Source organism: Acidovorax sp. FG60 (assembly GCF_057808995.1).
This window is the reverse complement of record NZ_JBMDJC010000018.1, coordinates 55,467-73,800: the sequence shown is the minus strand read 5'-3', so window position 1 is coordinate 73,800 and position 18,334 is coordinate 55,467. Positions and strand designations below refer to the sequence as shown.

Here is an 18,334-nt window from a genome sequence, read left to right as displayed (position 1 = left end):
AATTTGACTGGAATTTTCGCCATGTCGTCCATGACCCCCCAGGAAATCGTCTCCGAGCTGGACCACCATATCGTGGGCCAGGCCAGCGCCAAGCGTGCCGTGGCCATTGCGCTGCGCAACCGCTGGCGCCGCCAGCAGGTCGAAGGCAGCCTGCGCCAGGAGATCACACCCAAGAACATCCTCATGATCGGCCCGACCGGCGTGGGCAAGACCGAGATTGCGCGCCGCCTGGCCAAGCTGGCCGATGCGCCCTTCATCAAGGTCGAGGCCACCAAGTTCACCGAGGTCGGCTACGTGGGCAAGGACGTGGATTCCATCATCCGCGACCTGGCGGAGATGGCCGTCAAGCAGACGCGCGAATCCGAGATGAAAAAGGTGCGCGCCCGCGCCGAAGATGCTGCCGAGGAGCGCATCCTGGACGTGCTGATTCCCCCGGCCCGTGCAGCCGCAGGCACCGAGCCCGCGGCTGACAACACGGCCCGCCAAGTCTTTCGCAAGAAACTGCGCGAAGGCGCGCTGGCCGACAAGGAGATCGAGATCGATGTCGCCGAAGGCCGCCCGCAACTCGAAATCATGGGCCCCCAGGGCATGGAAGAAATGGCCGAGCAGTTGCGTGGCATGTTCAGCCAGATGGGGCAGGACAAGCGCAAGACCCGCAAGCTCAAGATTGCCGAGGCCCTGAAGCTCATCACCGACGAAGAGGCGGGCAAGCTCGTCAACGAGGAAGAGATCAAGACCCGCGCTGTTGCCAATGCCGAGCAGAACGGCATCGTCTTCATCGACGAGATCGACAAGGTGGCTGCGCGCCAGGAAACCAGTGGTGCCGACGTGTCGCGCCAGGGCGTACAGCGCGACCTGCTGCCGCTGGTGGAGGGCACCACGGTGTCCACCAAGTACGGCATGATCAAGACGGACCACATCCTGTTCATCGCATCCGGGGCGTTCCACCTGTCCAAACCCAGCGACCTGATTCCGGAGCTGCAGGGGCGCTTCCCCATCCGGGTCGAGCTGGAGTCGCTGTCGGTCAAGGACTTTGAGGCCATCCTCACGCAGACCCATGCGTCCCTGGTCAAGCAGTACCAGGCCCTGCTGGCCACCGAAGGCGTCACGCTCGAATTTGCGCCTGAGGGCATCACGCGCCTGGCGCACATCGCCTTTGAGGTGAACGAGCGCACGGAGAACATCGGTGCACGCCGCCTGTCCACGGTGATGGAGCGCTTGCTGGACGAGGTGAGTTTTGATGCGACTCGCCTATCGGGTCAGACCATCACCATTGACGCTGCCTATGTGGACGCCCGCCTGCAGACACTGAGCCAGGACGAGGACCTTTCGCGCTACATCCTGTGACCACTCGGCCAAGCCTTGAGAGGTCACTTTCATAGGCCTCTCTAAGTGCTTATTTTTCAACGACTTTTGGCTTTTTAATCTCTGCAAAGTCGCGTCTAAGTCGTTGATTTCATTACAAAAGTTTGTTGGACACCCTCTTGTTCGGTGTGCTTTTCCTGCTACAGTGCAAAAAAGTGCAATTAAGTGGTGAAAAGTGCCCTCAAGGTCCATTGCACGGACCCCCGAGGCGCAAAACCGAATTGGAAATCTGTCCGTGTTTCAAGGTGCCTCGTCGCTGAGTCTCGATGCGAAGGGTCGGCTGTCTGTGCCGACCCGGCATCGTGACGTCCTGGCGGCCACGGCATCCGGTCAGCTCACCATCACCAAACACCCGCACGGCTGCCTGATGGTGTTCCCCCGCCCCGAGTGGGAGAAGTTCCGCGAGCGCATTGCCCAGCTGCCCATGTCCGCCCAGTGGTGGAAGCGCATTTTTCTGGGCAACGCCATGGATGTGGACATGGACGCCACGGGCCGCGTGCTGGTTTCGCCCGAGCTGCGTGAAGCAGCCGGTATCTCCAAAGACACCATGCTGCTGGGCATGGGCAACCATTTCGAACTTTGGGACAAGGCCACCTACGACGAGCAGGAGGCCAAGGCCATGCAGGGCGAGATGCCGGATGTCTTCAAGGACTTCTCCTTCTAAGGCGCGCTGTGACATCCCCCCTGCAACACACCACCGTCCTGCTCAATGAGGCCGTGGATTCTCTCCTGGGCGGCGCAAGCCCTGAGCCTGCGGGCACCTGGGTCGATGCGACCTTTGGGCGCGGTGGGCACTCTCGCCTCATCCTCCTTCGGCTGGGGCCGCAGGGGCGCCTTGTGGCCTTCGACAAGGATCCCGAAGCCATCGCCGAAGCAACGCGCATCACCGATGCGCGTTTTTCCATTCGGCACGAGGGTTTCCGCCATCTGGCCGATCTGCCGCCCGCCAGTGCTGCGGGCGTGCTGATGGACCTGGGGGTGAGCTCGCCCCAGATCGACAGCCCCGAGCGGGGCTTCAGTTTCCGTTTTGACGGCCCGCTGGACATGCGCATGGATACCACGCGCGGCGAAAGCGTGGCCGATTGGTTGGCCACGGCCGAAGTTGGTCAGATTGCGGAGGTGATACGTGACTACGGTGAAGAACGGTTTGCTGGCCCCATTGCAAAGGCGATTGTTGCTCGGCGCGAAGAACGGGGTCCTCTTTCAACCACCGCAGAACTTGCCGATCTCGTGGCTGGCGCGGTCAAAACCCGCGAAGCGGGCCAGAACCCTGCAACGCGCACATTTCAAGCTCTTCGGATTTTCATCAACGCCGAGCTTGAAGAGCTGCAACAGGCGCTAGAGGCCAGCCTCTCGGTGCTGCAGCCGGGCGGGCGGCTGGTAGTCATCAGCTTTCACTCGCTCGAAGACCGCATCGTCAAACAGTTCATCGCCAAACACTCCAAGGAGGTGTACGACCGCCGTGCGCCGTTTGCCGCACCCCAGGCCATGAAGCTCATCGCACTGGACCGCATCAAGCCCAGTGCTGCCGAAGTGGCCGCCAACCCCCGCTCACGCAGCGCCATCATGCGCGTGGCCGAGCGCACGGCGGTGGTCTGACATGACGAGGCTCAACGTGGTCCTGTTGCTGGCGGTGCTGGCCAGCGCGATCTATCTGGTGCACACCCAGTATGAATCGCGCCGCCTGTTCACCGAGCTGGACCGCGCTGTGGCCGAGGCCCGTCGTCTGGAAACCGAGCACCAGCGCCTGCAGGTGGAAAAGCGCGCCCAGGCCACGCCGCTGCGGGTGGAGAAGATCGCGCGTGCCCAGCTGAACATGCGCACGGCCACGCCGGCCATCACGCAGTATGTATCTGACCCACAGGGTGTTGCGGCGGCGGCTGCAGCGGCCGCATCGCAACCGGCAGGGGTGCAGCCATGAGCCGCAGCGTGCTCTACACCTCCAGTCCGCTGCTGGCCAGCAAGACACCGGTCTGGCGCAGCAAGTTCATCGTGGCGATGATTGCTCTGGGTTTTCTGGGGCTGGCGGGGCGCGCTGCCTATGTGCAGGTGTTTGGCAACGCGTTTTTTCAGCGCCAGGGCGAAGTGCGTTTTGCGCGCACGCTGGAGCTGCCCGCCAACCGCGGCAAGATTGTGGACCGCAACGGATTGATCCTCGCCTCCAGCGTGCCGGCGGCCAGCATCTGGGCCATCCCTGAAGACGTGGACCAGGACAGGCCCGAGGTGCGCGCCAAGCTCAAGCAGCTGGCCAAACTGCTCGACATGCCGCAGGCCGAGCTGCAGAAAAAGCTGGCGGATGAAGACAAGACCTTTGTCTGGATCAAGCGCCAGCTCGACTGGGATGTGGGCCAGCAGATTGCTGCGCTCGACATCAAGGGCATCTACCAGCGCAAGGAATACAAACGCCAGTACCCCGAGGGTGAAGCCGCTGCGCACGTGGTGGGCTTCACCAACGTGGAAGACCATGGCCAGGAAGGCATGGAACTGGCGTTCGACAAGGAGCTCGCGGGAAAGCCGGGCTCGCGCCGCGTGATCAAGGACCGCCTGGGCCGCGTGGTCGAAAGCGTGGGCGAAACCGTGCCGCCGGTCGATGGCAAGGACATGCAGCTGTCCATCGACAGCAAGGTGCAGTTCTTTGCCTACCAGAAGCTGCGCGACCAGGTGGCCGCGCACAAGGCCAAGGCGGGCAGTGTGGTGGTGCTCGATGCGCACACAGGCGAGCTGCTGGCGCTGGCCAACTACCCGAGCTACGTGCCCGACAGGCGCCAGAACCTCACGGGCGAACAGCTGCGCAACCGCGCACTGACCGACGTGTTCGAGCCTGGTTCGACCATGAAGCCCTTCACCATCGGCCTGGCACTGGAGACGGGCCGCGTGCGTCCCGAAACCATCGTGGACACCACACCGGGGCGCATCAACATTACCGGCTCCACCATCTCCGACACGCACAACTACGGCGTGCTGACTGTGGAAGGCGTGATCCAGAAGTCCAGCAACGTGGGCACCACCAAGCTGGCCATGCAGATGCCTGCACGTGAAATGTGGGAGACCTTCTCAGCCGCTGGTTTTGGCCAGAAGCCGCAACTGCATTTCCCCGGTGTGGTGACGGGTCGTCTGCGCCCGTACAAGACCTGGCGCCCGGTGGAGCAGGCCACCATGTCGTATGGCTACGGCCTGTCGGCCAGCCTGTTCCAGATGGCGCGCTCGTACACGGTGTTTGCCAACGGTGGCCGGGTGATTCCCGCCACCATGCTCAAGACGGCCGAGCCCGCCGTGGGCGTGCCGGTATTTTCCGAGCGCACGGCCGACCAGGTGCGCAAGATGCTGCAGATGGCTGCAGGCCCTGGTGGCACCGGCCAGAAGGCCCAGACCGTGGGCTACTCGGTGGGCGGCAAGTCGGGCACGGCGCGCAAGCAGGTGGGCAAGAACTACGCTTCGGGCAAGTACCGCGCGTGGTTCACCGGCATGGCTCCCATCGACAAGCCCCGCATCATCGTGGCCGTGATGATCGACGAGCCCAGCAATGGCGTGTTCTACGGCGGTGCCGTGGCTGCACCGGTGTTCAGCGAAGTCGTGCAGCAGACGCTGCGCATGATGGGCGTGCAGCCCGACATGGCGGTCAAGCCACAGATTGTGGCCAACGCGGTGGAGGAATCGCTATGACGACGGTGCCTTTGCTCCAATCGGTGCACGATGCTGTGGCCTGGCTGCGCGAGCGGGTGACCGGCACCCTGCAGACCGACAGCCGCCAGATCCGTCCCGGCGATGGTTTCATCGCCTGGCCTGGTGCCGCTACCGACGGCCGCGCCTACATCGGGGATGCGCTGTCGCGCGGCGCTGTGGCTTGCCTGGTGGAGCACGAGGGTGTCGAGGCCTTTGCGCTGCAAGGTCTGCCCGTGGCGGCACTCCATGGTCTGAAGGCCGCCACCGGCCTGATTGCGGCCGACTGGTTCGACCAGCCCACGCAGCGCTTGGACGTGCTGGCCGTGACGGGCACCAACGGCAAGACCAGCACCAGTTGGTGGCTGGCCGAAGCCCTCAATGTGCTATCAAAAAATGAGCTTATTGCGCAAGGTGGATGCGCGCTGGTAGGCACTTTGGGCATGGGAACGCCGCCGGCACTCACCAGCACGGGCATGACCACCCCCGACCCGGTGCGCTTGCAGCGCGCGTTCCAGCAGTTCGCCGATGCGGGCCGCACGGCCTGCGCCATTGAGGCCTCTTCCATCGGCCTGGCCGAGCACCGCATGGCAGGCACACGCATCCGTGTTGCCTTGTTCACCAACTTCACGCAGGACCATCTGGACTACCACCCCGGCATGGCGGCCTACTGGCAGGCCAAGAGTGTGCTCTTTGACTGGCCGGGCCTGCAGGCTGCGGTGGTCAACATCGACGATGCACGCGGCGCCGAGCTGCATGCCACGTTGGCAGACCGGCTGCTGGACCTGTGGAGTGTGTCCATCACCGGCCCCGCCCGTCTGGCGGCGCGCGACATCAGCATGGGCGAAGGCGGGCTGCGCTTCACCGTGGCCGAAGGTGTGCACTCGCATATGCTGCAGACCCGCGTGATCGGGCAGTACAACGTCTCCAACCTGCTGGGCGTGCTGGCCGGGCTGCGCGCGCTGGGCGTGCCGCTGCAGCACGCGCTGTATGCCTGCGCCCAGCTTTCCCCGGTGCCGGGCCGCATGGAGCAGATCCACCACCCTGGCCAACCCCTGGTGGCCGTGGACTATGCCCATACGCCCGATGCGCTGGACAAGGCCTTGCAAGCCCTGCGCCCGATCGCGCAGGAGCGCGGCGGCCAGCTCTGGTGCGTGTTTGGCTGTGGCGGCGACCGCGATGCAGGCAAGCGCCCGTTGATGGGCGCCGTCGCCCAGCACCACGCCGACCGGGTGGTGGTGACCAGCGACAACCCGCGCAGCGAAGACCCTGCGGCCATCCTGCACCAGATTCTGCAAGGCACCATCGCTGGCAACACCGTGCAGGCCGAGCCCGACCGCGCCGCCGCCATCGCGCTGGCCATTGCCGAGGCAGCAACCGCCGATGTGGTGCTGATCGCCGGCAAGGGCCACGAAGACACCCAGGAGACGGCCGGTGTGCGCCTGCCGTTCTCCGACATGGCCCATGCGCAGACCGCGCTGCAGGCCCGAGGAGCCCGTCCATGACCGCCACCCCTGGGGTGATGATGACCCTGGCGCAGGCGTTTGCGCTGCTTCAGCCGCGCATTCCCGCCGCCCGCCTGGTGGGCGATGGCGCCACGCCGCTCGCACGCGTGCACACCGACACGCGCACGCTGCAGGCGAGCGACCTGTTTGTGGCGCTCAAGGGCGAGCGGTTTGACGCCAATGCGTTCTTGCCCGACGCCCGCGCTGGTGGCGCCGCCGCTGCCATCGCCCATGGCGGCCTTGCCGCCGCAGGCCTGCCCGGCATCGAGGTGCCGGACAGCCTGGCAGCGCTGGGCGCGCTGGCTGTAGCGTGGCGGGCGCAACTCAGCCTTCCGTTGGTCGGCGTGACGGGCAGCAACGGCAAAACCACGGTGACGCAGATGATTGCGTCCATCCAGCGCGCCTGGAAGGGTGAGGCTGCCTTTGCCACGCAGGGCAATTTCAACAACGACATCGGCGTGCCGCTGATGCTTCTGCGCCTGCGGGCCAGCCACGCCGCCGCCGTGATCGAAATGGGCATGAACCACCCGGGCGAGATCGCCACGCTGGCCGCCATGGCGCAGCCCACGGTGGCGCTGGTCAACAACGCGCAGCGTGAGCACCTGGAGTTCATGCACACGGTGGAAGCCGTCGCCCGCGAGAACGGCTCGGTGTTCGCCAGTCTGCCTTCCGACGGTGTGGCCGTGTTCCCTGCGGGGGATGCCTACACGGGCCTCTGGCGCTCGTTGGCGGCAGGGCGCCGCGTTGTCACTTTTGGCGACGGTGGCGATGTGGCCTGCGCGCAGGCTGCGTGGGGCCAGGGCGCTTGGGCCGTCACACTGGCCACGCCACAAGGCGAAGTGGCCACCCACCTGCACATTGCGGGGCGCCACAATGTGACCAATGCACTGGCAGCCGCCGCCTGCACGCTGGCGGCGGGGGCGCCCCTGGCCGCCATCGCCCAAGGGCTGAACCACTTTGTGCCAGTCAAGGGCCGCTCGCGCGCTTTCAGCGTGCACTGCGCGGGCCGCGACATCACCGTGGTGGACGACACCTACAACGCCAACCCCGACTCCATGCGTGCCGCCATCGACGTGCTGGCCGAGTTGCCCGGCCCGCAACTGCTGGTGCTGGGCGACATGGGCGAGGTGGGCGACCAGGGCCCGCAGTTCCACGCCGAGGCCGGTGCCCATGCGCGTGCGGCTGGCATCCCCCTGCTGTTCGCGCTGGGCGCGCAGTCGGTGCACGCCGCCACGGCCTATGGAGGTGCCCGGCATTTCAACGATATGAGTGCGCTGCTGGTGGCAGTGCGCGATGCCCTGTCCACCGTGGGCAGTGTGCTGGTCAAGGGATCGAGATTCATGAAGATGGAACAGGTGGTGGAGGCGATTGCCGCCACTGCAGCCGCCGCAGCGCAGCCGCAAGAACAACAACAAAAGCAGAACCGGGCACTGGAGGGACACCATGGCGCAACACTCTGAAGTCACCCGTGTGGTGGCGGCACCCAAGGCCGTGCAAGCGGGGGAGGCCACATGCTGCTGATGTTGTCGCAATGGCTGCAGGGTCTGTCGCCCGAGTTCGGCTTTTTCCGCGTGTTCCAGTACCTCACGTTCCGCGCGGTGATGGCCGCCATGACGGCGCTGCTCATCGGCCTGATTGCGGGCCCCAAGGTGATCCGGGTGCTCACCTCGCTCAAGATCGGCCAGCCCATCCGGGGCTATGCCATGCAGACGCACCTGTCCAAGAGCGGAACGCCGACGATGGGTGGCGTGCTGATCCTGCTGTCGATTGCGATTTCCACGCTGTTGTGGTTCGACCTGTCCAACCGCTTTGTGTGGATCGTGCTCATCGTCACGCTGGGTTTTGGCGCCATCGGCTGGGTGGACGACTGGCGCAAGGTGGTCAACAAGGACCCCGAAGGCATGCGCTCGCGCGAGAAGTATTTCTGGCAGTCGGTGATCGGCTTGATTGCTGCGCTGTATCTGGTGTTCAGCATTTCCGAAAGCTCCAACGCCAAGGTGTGGGAGCTGTTCGTGGGCTGGGTGCAGTCGGGCTTCTCGCTGGACCTGCCACCCAAGGCAGGCTTGCAGCTGCCGTTCTTCAAGGAGATCAGCTACCCGCTGGGCGTGCTGGGCTTCGTGATCCTGACGTACCTCGTCATCGTCGGCTCCAGCAATGCCGTGAACCTGACCGACGGCCTGGACGGCCTGGCCATCATGCCGGTGGTGATGGTGGGTTCGGCCCTGGGCGTGTTTGCCTATGTCACGGGCAGCTCGGTGTACTCCAAGTACCTGTTTTTCCCACACATTCCGGGCGCGGGCGAACTCTTGATCTTCTGCGCCGCCATGGCGGGCGCGGGCCTTGCCTTCCTGTGGTTCAACGCGCATCCAGCCCAGGTGTTCATGGGCGACGTGGGCGCGCTGGCGCTGGGTGCTGCGCTGGGCACCATCGCCATCATCGTGCGGCAGGAAATCGTGCTGGCCATCATGGGCGGCATCTTCGTGGTTGAAGCACTGTCGGTGATGCTGCAGGTGACCTGGTTCAAGTTCACCAAGAAGCGCTACGGAGAAGGCCGCCGCCTGCTCAAGATGGCGCCCCTGCACCACCACTTTGAAAAGAGCGGCTGGAAGGAAACGCAGGTGGTCGTGCGCTTCTGGATCATCACCATGCTGCTGTGCCTCATCGGCCTGTCCACCTTGAAACTGCGATGAACGCTGACGAGCCTCTCATCCGCCCCACGCCCGCCGAACCCGGGGCGCCCGATGCCGCGCGGCCGTTGGCAGGGCCGGGCGCGGACGCCGACGTGAACGCGCCCGCTGGTGACGACTTTTTTGCACCGGACCCCACGGAAACTGTCGATACCGATGCCGATACCGATACCGAGGCGCTGAACACCGATGCGCAGCAGCCCAGCGTGGGCATTGCGGCTGAGCCGTCGTCCCAAGCTGGCGAACCCGTCGCTGCAGTGCCGCCTGAAATGGCCGCGCCGGACGTGACCCCTGCAGCCGGGAACGCACCCGCCAAGGGCCATACCTGGGACCCTGAAGCCGTGCCCGCCATCTCGGCTGCCAAGGCTGCCGCCGATTTCGTGGCGCAGATCTTTGCCGACGTATCGGCGCCCGAGGCCGCGCCCGTCGAGCACAGTGTCGACGTTGAAGGCGTTGACGCCCCGGGTGCATCCGGCGCAGAGGCCGAGCCGCAGGTCGCGCCGCGCGAAGCCATGGCCCAACTGCTGCAAGGTCAGAACATCCTTATCCTGGGGCTGGGCGCCTCGGGCCTGGCCATGGCCCGCTGGTGCGTGCGCTGCGGGGCCGAGGTCACCGTGGCCGACACCCGCGCTGCGCCGCCACAGCTGCCCCTGCTGCAGCAGGAGCTGCCCCAGGTGCGTTTTGTCGCCGGTGCCTTTGATGCCAGCCTGGTGGAAGGCCAAGGCCTGAACGCGGTCTACCGTTCTCCCGGTTTGAGTCCTGAGGCAATAGCTCCTGTTTTGATAGCTGCTGGTGCTTGTGGAATAAGCGCTGGGGGCGAACTAAATTTGTATTCCATGGCGCTGAACGCGCTGCGGGCATCCCACGGCTACGCACCGGCGGTGCTGGCGATCACCGGTACCAACGGCAAAACCACGGTCACATCGCTCACGGGCCAGCTCGTGGAGCGTTCGGGCAAGAGCGTGGCCGTGGCTGGCAACATCGGCCCCACGTTGCTCGATACCCTGGCGGGCCACATCGACGCGGGCACGCTGCCCGAGGTGTGGGTGCTGGAGTTGTCGAGCTTCCAGCTCGATGGTGTGACCAACTTTGAGCCCACTGCGGCGACCGTGCTCAACATCACGCAGGACCACCTGGACTGGCACGGTGACATGGCGGCCTACGCGGCGGCCAAGGCGCGCATCTTTGGCCAGACGGGGCTCATGATTTTGAACCGCGAAGACGTGGCCGTGATGCAGATGCTGCCGCCTCCGGTCAAGGTCAAGCTGCAAAAGCCCCAGGTGCGTGAGCACCTGACCTTTGGCGCCGACATGCCCCGGCGCCCCGGCGACTTTGGCATTGAGGTCGTGAGCGGCATGCCCTGGCTGGTACGCGCGATGGACGCGGATGAAACCCGCAAGCGCGGCCGCAACGAAGTGGCGGAAGACCTGCACATCCAGCGCCTGATGCCCGCCGATGCGCTGCGCATCCGGGGTCGCCACAACGCGGTGAACGCGCTGGCTGCGCTGGCCCTGGCCTCGGCCGCAGGCTGCACCTTGGCCCCGCTGCTGTACGGGCTACGCGAATACCGGGGTGAGCCGCACCGTGTGGAGCCCGTGGCCATCATCAACGGCATTGAGTACTTTGACGACAGCAAGGGCACCAACGTGGGTGCCACGGTGGCGGCCCTTACGGGCCTGGGCGCAGAGCGCCGCATCGTGGTCATCCTGGGTGGCGAAGGCAAGGGGCAGGACTTCTCGCCGCTCGCAGCGCCGGTGTCGCGCTATGCGCGCGCTGCGGTGCTCATCGGGCGCGATGCGCCGCAGATCCGCGCTGCGCTGCAGGACTGCGGTGTGGTACTGCTGGATGCCGAGACGTTGCCTCAGGCGGTGGCTCTGGCCACGCAGCGGGCCCATGCGGGCGATGCCGTGCTGATGTCGCCCGCCTGCGCCAGCTTTGACATGTTCAAGGACTACGAACATCGCGCACAGGTCTTCTGCGACGCGGTGCGCACGCTGGCAGACGATGCCGGGCAATCCCTGGAGGGCATGGCATGACGGCCGATGTGCGCAACTCCACATTGCTGCAGCGGGTGACCGGCTGGTTTGGCGGCCTGCCCGGCAAGGCGGCCGACGTATTGCCGGTGCGCGTGGGTGGCACCGAGTACCGCCAGTCGTCGAGCACACCGGCCAGCGTGCTGGGCTTCGACCAGGCCCTGCTGTGGGTGGTGGTCGCGTTGCTGGCCTGGGGGCTGGTGATGGTGTATTCGGCCTCGATTGCCATGCCGGACAACCCGCGTTTTGCCAACTATGCCTCCACCCATTTTCTGACCCGCCACGCGATGTATCTGGTGATCGGGTTTGTGGTGGCCTTGCTGGCCTTCCAGGTGCCGATGGCGCTGTGGGAGCGTGCGGCGCCGTGGTTGTTCGTGGTCGCATTGCTGCTGCTGATCGCGGTGCTGATCCCCGGCGTGGGCAAGGTCGTCAACGGTGCGCGGCGCTGGTTGTCCATCGGACCCATTGGCTTTCAGCCCTCTGAAGTGGCCAAGTTTGCCGTGCTCATCTATGCGGCCGACTACATGGTGCGCAAGATGGAAGTGAAGGAGCGGTTTTTCCGCGCCGTGCTGCCCATGGGCGCTGCCGTGGGCATTGTGGGCGTGCTGCTGCTGGCCGAACCCGACATGGGCGCGTTCATGGTGGTGGCGGTCATCGCCATGGGCATTCTGTTTCTGGGGGGCGTCAACGCCCGCATGTTCTTTCTCATCGCCGGGGTGCTGGTGGCGGCTTTTGGCGTGATGATCGCCAGCTCGCCTTGGCGCCGCGAACGCGTGTTTGCCTACCTCGACCCCTTCAGCGAGGAGCACGCTCTGGGCAAGGGCTACCAGCTCTCGCACTCGCTCATCGCCATCGGGCGCGGCGAGATTTTTGGTGTGGGCCTGGGCGGCAGCGTGGAAAAGCTGCACTGGCTGCCCGAAGCGCACACCGACTTTTTGCTCGCCGTGATCGGCGAGGAGTTTGGCCTGGTGGGCGTGGTCACGCTCATCGTGCTGTTCTTGTGGATGACGCGCCGCATCATGCACATCGGCCGCCAGGCGATTGCCCTGGACCGCGTGTTCGCTGGATTGGTGGCGCAGGGCGTGGCGATCTGGATCGGCTTTCAGGCCTTCATCAACATGGGCGTGAACCTGGGCGCGTTGCCCACCAAGGGGCTCACGCTGCCGTTGATGAGCTTTGGGGGGTCTGCGATTTTGATGAACCTGGTGGCGCTTGCGGTGGTATTGCGGGTCGACTACGAGAACAAGCTCCTCATGAGAGGGGGCCGCGTATGAGCGCGCAGAAGACTGCTCTGATCATGGCCGGTGGCACCGGTGGCCACATCTTTCCGGGCCTTGCGGTGGCCGAAGAGCTGCGCACGCGTGGCTGGCGTGTGCACTGGCTGGGCGCGCCCGGCAGCATGGAGGCGCGCATCGTGCCCACGCACGGCTTCGCCCTCGAACTGATTGACTTCTCGGGCGTGCGCGGCAAAGGCATCGTGACGCTGGCCCTGCTGCCGCTGCGCCTGTTGCGTGCCTTCTGGCAAGCCCTGCAGGTGGTGCGGCGCGTCAAGCCCGATGTGGTGGTGGGCCTGGGCGGATACATCACCTTTCCGGGCGGCATGATGGGGGTGCTGGCAGGCAAGCCGCTGGTGCTGCACGAGCAGAACTCGGTGGCGGGCATGGCCAACAAGGTGCTGGCCGGAGTGGCCGACCGGGTGTTCACCGCCTTCCCCAACGTGTTCAAACAAGGCCAGTGGGTGGGCAACCCCCTGCGCACGCCGTTCACGCAGCAGCCCGGTCCGGCCGAGCGGTTTGCGGGGCGCACCGGTCCGCTGCGCCTGCTGGTGGTGGGTGGCAGCCTGGGGGCGCGCGCACTCAACGAGATCGTGCCAAAGGCTATTGCCCTGATGCCTGCCGACCAGCGCCCGCAGGTGATTCACCAGAGCGGCGCCACGCAGATCGACGCCCTGCGGGCCAACTATGCGGCTGCAGGGGTCGAGGCGGAGTGCACGCCCTTCATCGATGACACCGCCAGCGCGTTTGCGGCGGCCGACATCATCGTCTGCCGCTCTGGCGCGAGCACGGTCACCGAGATCGCTGCCGTGGGCGCTGCTGCCTTGTTTGTGCCCTTCCCGTCGGCGGTGGACGACCACCAGACCACCAATGCCAGGTTCCTCGTGGATGCCGGTGGCGGCTGGCTGGTGCAGCAGCGCGACCTGACGCCCGAAGGGCTGTCGCAAATGCTATTGAAATTGGAGCGCCCTGCGCTTGTAGATATTGCGCTGAAGGCCAAAAACATGCAAAAAATCAACGCCACCCGCGAAGTGGTGACTGCCTGCGAGGAGTTGGCATGAAACACGCGATTCGCCATATCCATTTTGTGGGCCTGGGCGGCGCGGGCATGAGCGGCATCGCCGAGGTGCTGTTCAACCTGGGCTACCGCATCTCGGGCTCGGACCTGGCCGACAGCGCCACGCTGCGCCGCCTGGAGGGGCTGGGCATCAAGACCTGCCTGGGCCATGCGGCTGCGCACATTGACGGTGCCGATGCGGTGGTCACCTCCACCGCCGTCACGCCCGACAACCCCGAGGTGCTGGCCGCGCGCGAGAAAAAAATTCCCGTGGTGCCCCGCGCGCTGATGCTCGCCGAGCTGATGCGCCTGAAGCAGGGCATCGCCATTGCAGGCACCCACGGCAAGACGACCACCACCAGCCTGGTGACCAGCGTGCTGGCCGAGGCGGGCCTGGACCCGACCTTTGTGATCGGCGGCAAGCTCAACAGCGCAGGCGCCAACGCCAAGCTGGGCAGCGGCGACTACATCGTGGTCGAGGCCGACGAGTCCGACGCATCGTTCCTGAACCTGCTGCCCGTGATGGCCGTGGTGACCAACATCGACGCCGACCACATGGAGACCTACGGCCACGACTTCGGCCGGCTCAAGGGCGCGTTTGTCGATTTTCTGCACCGCATGCCGTTCTACGGCACGGCCATCCTGTGTGTGGACAGCCCCGCCGTGCGCGACATCCTGCAAAGCGTGACCTGCCCCATCACCAGCTACGGCTTCTCGGAAGACGCGCAGGTGCGCGCCATCAACGTGCTGGCCGAGGCGGGCCAGATGCGCTTTACCGTGCAGCGGCGCAACGGCGTCACGCTGCCCGACATGGAGATCGTGCTCAACCTCGCGGGCGAGCACAACGTGCTCAACGCGCTGTCGGCCATTGCCGTGGCCGTGGAGCTGAACATTCCGGACGAAGCCGTACAGCGTGCGCTGGCGGGCTTCAAGGGCGTGGGCCGGCGCTTCCAGCGTTATGGCGACCTGCCCGCCAAGGACGGCGGCCAGTTCACCGTGATCGACGACTACGGCCACCACCCGGTGGAGATGGCGGCCACCTTGGCTGCCGCACGGGGTGCCTTCCCGGGGCGCCGCCTGGTGCTGGCCTTCCAGCCGCACCGCTACAGCCGCACGCGCGATTGCTTCGAGGATTTTGTGAAGGTCATTGGCAATGCCGATGCCGTGCTGCTCACCGAGGTGTATGCCGCTGGGGAGGCGCCTGTGGTGGCCGCCGATGGTCGATCGCTGGCCCGTGCGCTGCGCGTGGCGGGCCGCGTGGAGCCGGTGTTCATCGACAACGTGGCCGACCTGCCGCAAGCCATTGCCGACAACGCGAAGGACGGCGATGTGGTGATGTGCATGGGCGCAGGGTCGATTGGCGCCGTACCTGGCAAGGTGGTGGAGATGCTACAAAATAGTGAGCTTTCAGCGCTTGAAGGGAGCGCGCTATGACCGTTTTTGATTCCAATTTCGATGTGAAATCCCTGGGCAAGGTTGCCGTACTGATGGGCGGTGACTCGGCCGAGCGCGAGGTCTCGCTGATGTCTGGCAGCGGCGTGCTGCAGGCGCTGCGTTCGCGCGGGGTGGATGCCCATGCCTTCGACCCCGCGCAGAACGCGCTGGGTGACCTGAAGCGCGACGGCTATGCACGCTGTTTCATCGCGCTGCACGGCCGCCATGGTGAAGACGGCACGGTGCAGGGCGCGCTGGAGCTGCTGCGCATCCCGTACACCGGTCCGGGCGTGATGGCCTCGGCCATCGCCATGGACAAGGTCATGACCAAGCGCGTGTGGCTGGCCGAGGGCCTGCCCACACCACGCTACGTGTGGCTGGCGCCGGACCGCCAGCAGCGCGAGGTGGTGCGCACCGTGCCCGATGAACTGGGCCTGCCCCTCATCGTGAAGCCGCCGCGCGAAGGCTCCTCCATCGGCGTGACCAAGGTGCGTGGCTACTCGGACATGCAGGAGGCCGTGCAGCTGTCTGCCCAGTACGACCCCGATGTGTTGTGCGAAGAGTTCATCGAAGGCGAAGAAGTGACCTGCCCCGTGCTGGGCCAGGGCGCCAGTGCCCGTGCGCTGCCAGTGATCCGCATCGTGGCGCCCGATGGCGCCTACGACTACCAGAACAAGTATTTCACCGATGACGTGAAGTACCAGTGCCCGAGCGGGCTGCCCGAAGCTGAGGAGCGCGAGATCCAGCGCATCGTGCTGGAGGCTTACCGCACCCTGGGTTGCCGGGGCTGGGGCCGTGCCGACCTGATGATCCGCGCCAGCGATCGCAAGCCCTTCCTGCTGGAGATGAACACGTCCCCCGGCATGACCGGGCATTCGCTGGTGCCCATGTCCGCACGGGCTTCGGGCATCAGCTACGAAGAGCTGTGCCTGCGCATCCTGGCCGATGCTGCCTTGGACACTCCCACAAGGTCGAAGGCCGACTGATGACCCAAACGTTGCCCGCACCGCTGGACGTCAAGCTCATGAACCTGACCGCATCGGTCTTGTTCGTGGGCTGCGTCCTGCTTGTGCTGGCGGCGGGGGCCTGGTGGGTGCTGCGCTACCCGGGCTTTGCGATTGCGCGCATCGTGGTGCAGGGCGAGCTGGTGCACAACAACGCGGTGACCTTGCGGGCCAATGTCGCGCCGCACCTGGTGGGCAATTTCTTCACGGTGGATTTGCGTGCCGCGCGCGAGGCCTTCGAGCAGGTGCCCTGGGTGCGCCGCGCCCAGGTGCGGCGGGTGTACCCCGGCAGCCTGCGCGTGGAACTGCAGGAGCATGACGCCGTGGCGTACTGGGGGCCGGACACCGGCTCTGCACTGGTCAACAGCCAGGGCGAAGTGTTCGAGGCCAACGTGGGTGATGTGGAACAGGACGGCCTGCCGCGCCTGCTGGGACCTGCGGGCAGCTCCCCCGAGGTGCTGCAGATGTTTGGACTGCTGCAGCCGGTGTTCAAACCGCTCGGGCTGGAGGTGGAAACGCTGGAGCTGACGGGGCGGGGCGGTTGGCGGGCCACGCTGGACAGCGACGCCGTGGTGGAGCTGGGCGGCGGCACACCGCAGGAGGTGGTGCAGCGCACGCAACGCTTCACGCGCACCCTGACACAGGTGGCGGCGCAGTACGGGCGGCGCGTGGATGCCCTGGAGTCCGCCGACCTGCGGCATGCCGGGGGCTACGCCCTGCGCATGCGCGGTGTGACCACGGTGGTGACCGATACCGCAGCGGCGGCTGCTTCGGCCAGTGCCGTGCGCAGGAGGTAATGGCATGCAGCAACAGCGCTGGTATGTGGAGCGGGACGCAGGTGGGTTCGTGAATGGGGCCGTGGGGCGGCGGGACAGAACAGAGAAGGGCAGAGACTGATATGGCAAGAGAATACAAAGACGTTGTGGTGGGGCTGGATATCGGCACCGCCAAGGTCATGGCCGTGGTGGCCGAGGTCCTGCCCAATGGCGAGCTCAAGCTTGCAGGCTTGGGCGTGGCCCCGAGCAATGGCCTCAAGCGCGGTGTGGTGGTGAACATCGACGCTACCGTGCAAAGCATCCAGCAGGCCCTGAAAGAGGCCGAGCTGATGGCCGACTGCAAGATCCAGCGTGTGTACACCGGCATCACCGGCAGCCATATCCGGGGGCTCAACTCCAGCGGCATGGTGGCCGTGAAGGACAAGGAAGTCACCTCGGCCGACGTGGCGCGCGTGGTCGAGACGGCCAAGGCCATCAACATCAGCAGCGACCAGCGCCTGCTTCTGGTGGAGCCGCAAGAGTTTGTGATCGACGGGCAGGATGTGAAAGAGCCCATCGGCATGAGCGGCATCCGCCTGGAGGCCAAGATCCACATCGTGACCGGTGCGCAGAGCGCGGCCGAAAACATCATCAAGTGCGTACGCCGTTGCGGCCTGGAGGTCGAGCAGCTCATGCTGAACCCGCTGGCCAGCAGCCAAGCCGTGCTGACCGACGATGAGCGCGAGCTGGGTGTGGTGGTGGTGGACATTGGCGCGGGCACGACCGATGTGGCCATCTTCACCGGCGGCGCGATCCGCCACACTGCAGTGATTCCGATTGCGGGCGACCTCATCACCAGCGATATCGCGATGGCGCTGCGCACTCCCACCAAGGACGCTGAAGACATCAAGGTGGAAAGCGGTTACGCCAAACAACTGCTGGCCGACCCCGAGGCGCAGGTGGAAGTGCCGGGCCTGGGCGACCGCAGCCCGCGCATGCTGAGCAAGCAGGCGCTGGCCGGTGTGATCGAGCCGCGGGTGGAAGAAATTTTCTCGCTCGTGCAGCAGGTGGTGCGCGAGTCGGGCTATGAAGAAGTGCTGTCGTCGGGCATCGTACTCACAGGCGGCAGCTCGGTGATGCCCGGCATGATCGAGCTGGGCGAAGACATCTTCCTCAAGCCCGTGCGCCGAGGCATTCCCAAGTATTCCAGCGCGTTGTCTGACATGGTGGCCCAGCCCCGTGCTGCTACCGTCATGGGCCTTCTCGAAGAGGCCCGGCTGGCCCGTTTGCGCGGCTTCAAGGTGGCGCAAAAGAGCGGGTCCATGAAGACGGCGTTCGGCCGTTTCAAAGATTTCATCGTGGGGAATTTCTGACCATGAAATACCCAGGAACGAGCGCTGCCGGGCCGCCCCAAGGCGCGAAGGCCCCCTTGGGGGGCAGCGCAGCACACGCAGTGGCAAGCGTGGGGGCCTTGTGGTTAGCCCGTGGTAGCCCGCACGGCACTGCGCGAGAGCGATGGCGATGTACAGGACCGCCTCGTTCTCCAGCCACCAGTACCCC

Annotated in this window: 15 protein-coding genes; all 15 read left to right on the top strand. The window is 65.6% G+C overall.

All coding sequences use genetic code 11. The annotated features are described in order from the left end of the window. The first annotated feature begins 21 nt into the window (after window positions 1-21). Window positions 22-1,347 (top strand): ATP-dependent protease ATPase subunit HslU, encoded by a 1,326-nt coding sequence (hslU, locus tag ACODS0_RS21705; RefSeq protein WP_487261961.1) that lies wholly within the window; start codon window positions 22-24, stop codon window positions 1,345-1,347. Between the two features lie 253 nt (window positions 1,348-1,600). Beyond that, complete coding sequence (gene mraZ / locus ACODS0_RS21700; RefSeq protein WP_008903734.1) at window positions 1,601-2,029, top strand: division/cell wall cluster transcriptional repressor MraZ; 429 nt, start codon at window positions 1,601-1,603, stop codon at window positions 2,027-2,029. An 8-nt stretch (window positions 2,030-2,037) separates the two neighbouring features. Further along, on the top strand, window positions 2,038-2,964 hold the full coding sequence (gene rsmH, locus ACODS0_RS21695) for a 16S rRNA (cytosine(1402)-N(4))-methyltransferase RsmH (RefSeq protein ID WP_055399576.1): 927 nt from the start codon (window positions 2,038-2,040) through the stop codon (window positions 2,962-2,964). Window position 2,965: 1 nt separating this feature from the next. Further along, window positions 2,966-3,286, top strand: coding sequence for a cell division protein FtsL (gene ftsL / locus ACODS0_RS21690; RefSeq protein WP_055399574.1), 321 nt, complete (start codon window positions 2,966-2,968; stop codon window positions 3,284-3,286). Continuing rightward, window positions 3,283-5,028 (top strand): peptidoglycan D,D-transpeptidase FtsI family protein, encoded by a 1,746-nt coding sequence (locus ACODS0_RS21685; protein ID WP_176888333.1) that lies wholly within the window; start codon window positions 3,283-3,285, stop codon window positions 5,026-5,028. The genes ftsL and ACODS0_RS21685 overlap by 4 nt, the downstream gene beginning before the upstream one ends. Then, window positions 5,025-6,530 carry a UDP-N-acetylmuramoyl-L-alanyl-D-glutamate--2,6-diaminopimelate ligase gene (locus ACODS0_RS21680; protein WP_488837103.1) on the top strand — a complete coding sequence of 502 codons (1,506 nt, stop codon included), beginning with the start codon at window positions 5,025-5,027 and terminating at the stop codon, window positions 6,528-6,530. The genes ACODS0_RS21685 and ACODS0_RS21680 overlap by 4 nt, the downstream gene beginning before the upstream one ends. Continuing rightward, window positions 6,527-7,990, top strand: a complete 1,464-nt coding sequence (locus ACODS0_RS21675) for a UDP-N-acetylmuramoyl-tripeptide--D-alanyl-D-alanine ligase (RefSeq protein WP_488837101.1) — start codon at window positions 6,527-6,529, stop codon at window positions 7,988-7,990. The genes ACODS0_RS21680 and ACODS0_RS21675 overlap by 4 nt, the downstream gene beginning before the upstream one ends. A gap of 51 nt (window positions 7,991-8,041) precedes the next feature. Continuing rightward, window positions 8,042-9,220: a phospho-N-acetylmuramoyl-pentapeptide-transferase gene (mraY, locus tag ACODS0_RS21670; RefSeq protein ID WP_121507542.1), complete on the top strand. Its 1,179-nt coding sequence runs from the start codon at window positions 8,042-8,044 to the stop codon at window positions 9,218-9,220. Next, window positions 9,217-11,253 carry a UDP-N-acetylmuramoyl-L-alanine--D-glutamate ligase gene (gene murD / locus ACODS0_RS21665; RefSeq protein WP_488837099.1) on the top strand — a complete coding sequence of 679 codons (2,037 nt, stop codon included), beginning with the start codon at window positions 9,217-9,219 and terminating at the stop codon, window positions 11,251-11,253. Before mraY ends, murD begins: the two co-directional genes overlap by 4 nt. Further along, window positions 11,250-12,524 (top strand): putative lipid II flippase FtsW, encoded by a 1,275-nt coding sequence (gene ftsW, locus ACODS0_RS21660; protein ID WP_055399564.1) that lies wholly within the window; start codon window positions 11,250-11,252, stop codon window positions 12,522-12,524. The genes murD and ftsW overlap by 4 nt, the downstream gene beginning before the upstream one ends. Continuing rightward, complete coding sequence (gene murG / locus ACODS0_RS21655; protein ID WP_488837097.1) at window positions 12,521-13,585, top strand: undecaprenyldiphospho-muramoylpentapeptide beta-N-acetylglucosaminyltransferase; 1,065 nt, start codon at window positions 12,521-12,523, stop codon at window positions 13,583-13,585. Before ftsW ends, murG begins: the two co-directional genes overlap by 4 nt. Further along, the gene (gene murC, locus ACODS0_RS21650; protein WP_488837095.1) at window positions 13,582-15,015 is read left to right on the top strand and encodes a UDP-N-acetylmuramate--L-alanine ligase; all 1,434 of its coding nucleotides are present in this window, start codon (window positions 13,582-13,584) and stop codon (window positions 15,013-15,015) included. The genes murG and murC overlap by 4 nt, the downstream gene beginning before the upstream one ends. Beyond that, entirely contained in the window at window positions 15,012-16,001 is a 990-nt protein-coding gene (locus tag ACODS0_RS21645) for a D-alanine--D-alanine ligase (protein WP_055399558.1), read from the top strand. Before murC ends, ACODS0_RS21645 begins: the two co-directional genes overlap by 4 nt. Continuing rightward, on the top strand, window positions 16,001-16,816 hold the full coding sequence (locus ACODS0_RS21640) for a cell division protein FtsQ/DivIB (RefSeq protein ID WP_121422313.1): 816 nt from the start codon (window positions 16,001-16,003) through the stop codon (window positions 16,814-16,816). Before ACODS0_RS21645 ends, ACODS0_RS21640 begins: the two co-directional genes overlap by 1 nt. Before the next feature lie 101 nt (window positions 16,817-16,917). Beyond that, window positions 16,918-18,147 (top strand): cell division protein FtsA, encoded by a 1,230-nt coding sequence (ftsA, locus tag ACODS0_RS21635; RefSeq protein ID WP_008903721.1) that lies wholly within the window; start codon window positions 16,918-16,920, stop codon window positions 18,145-18,147. Window positions 18,148-18,334: the final 187 nt, after the last annotated feature.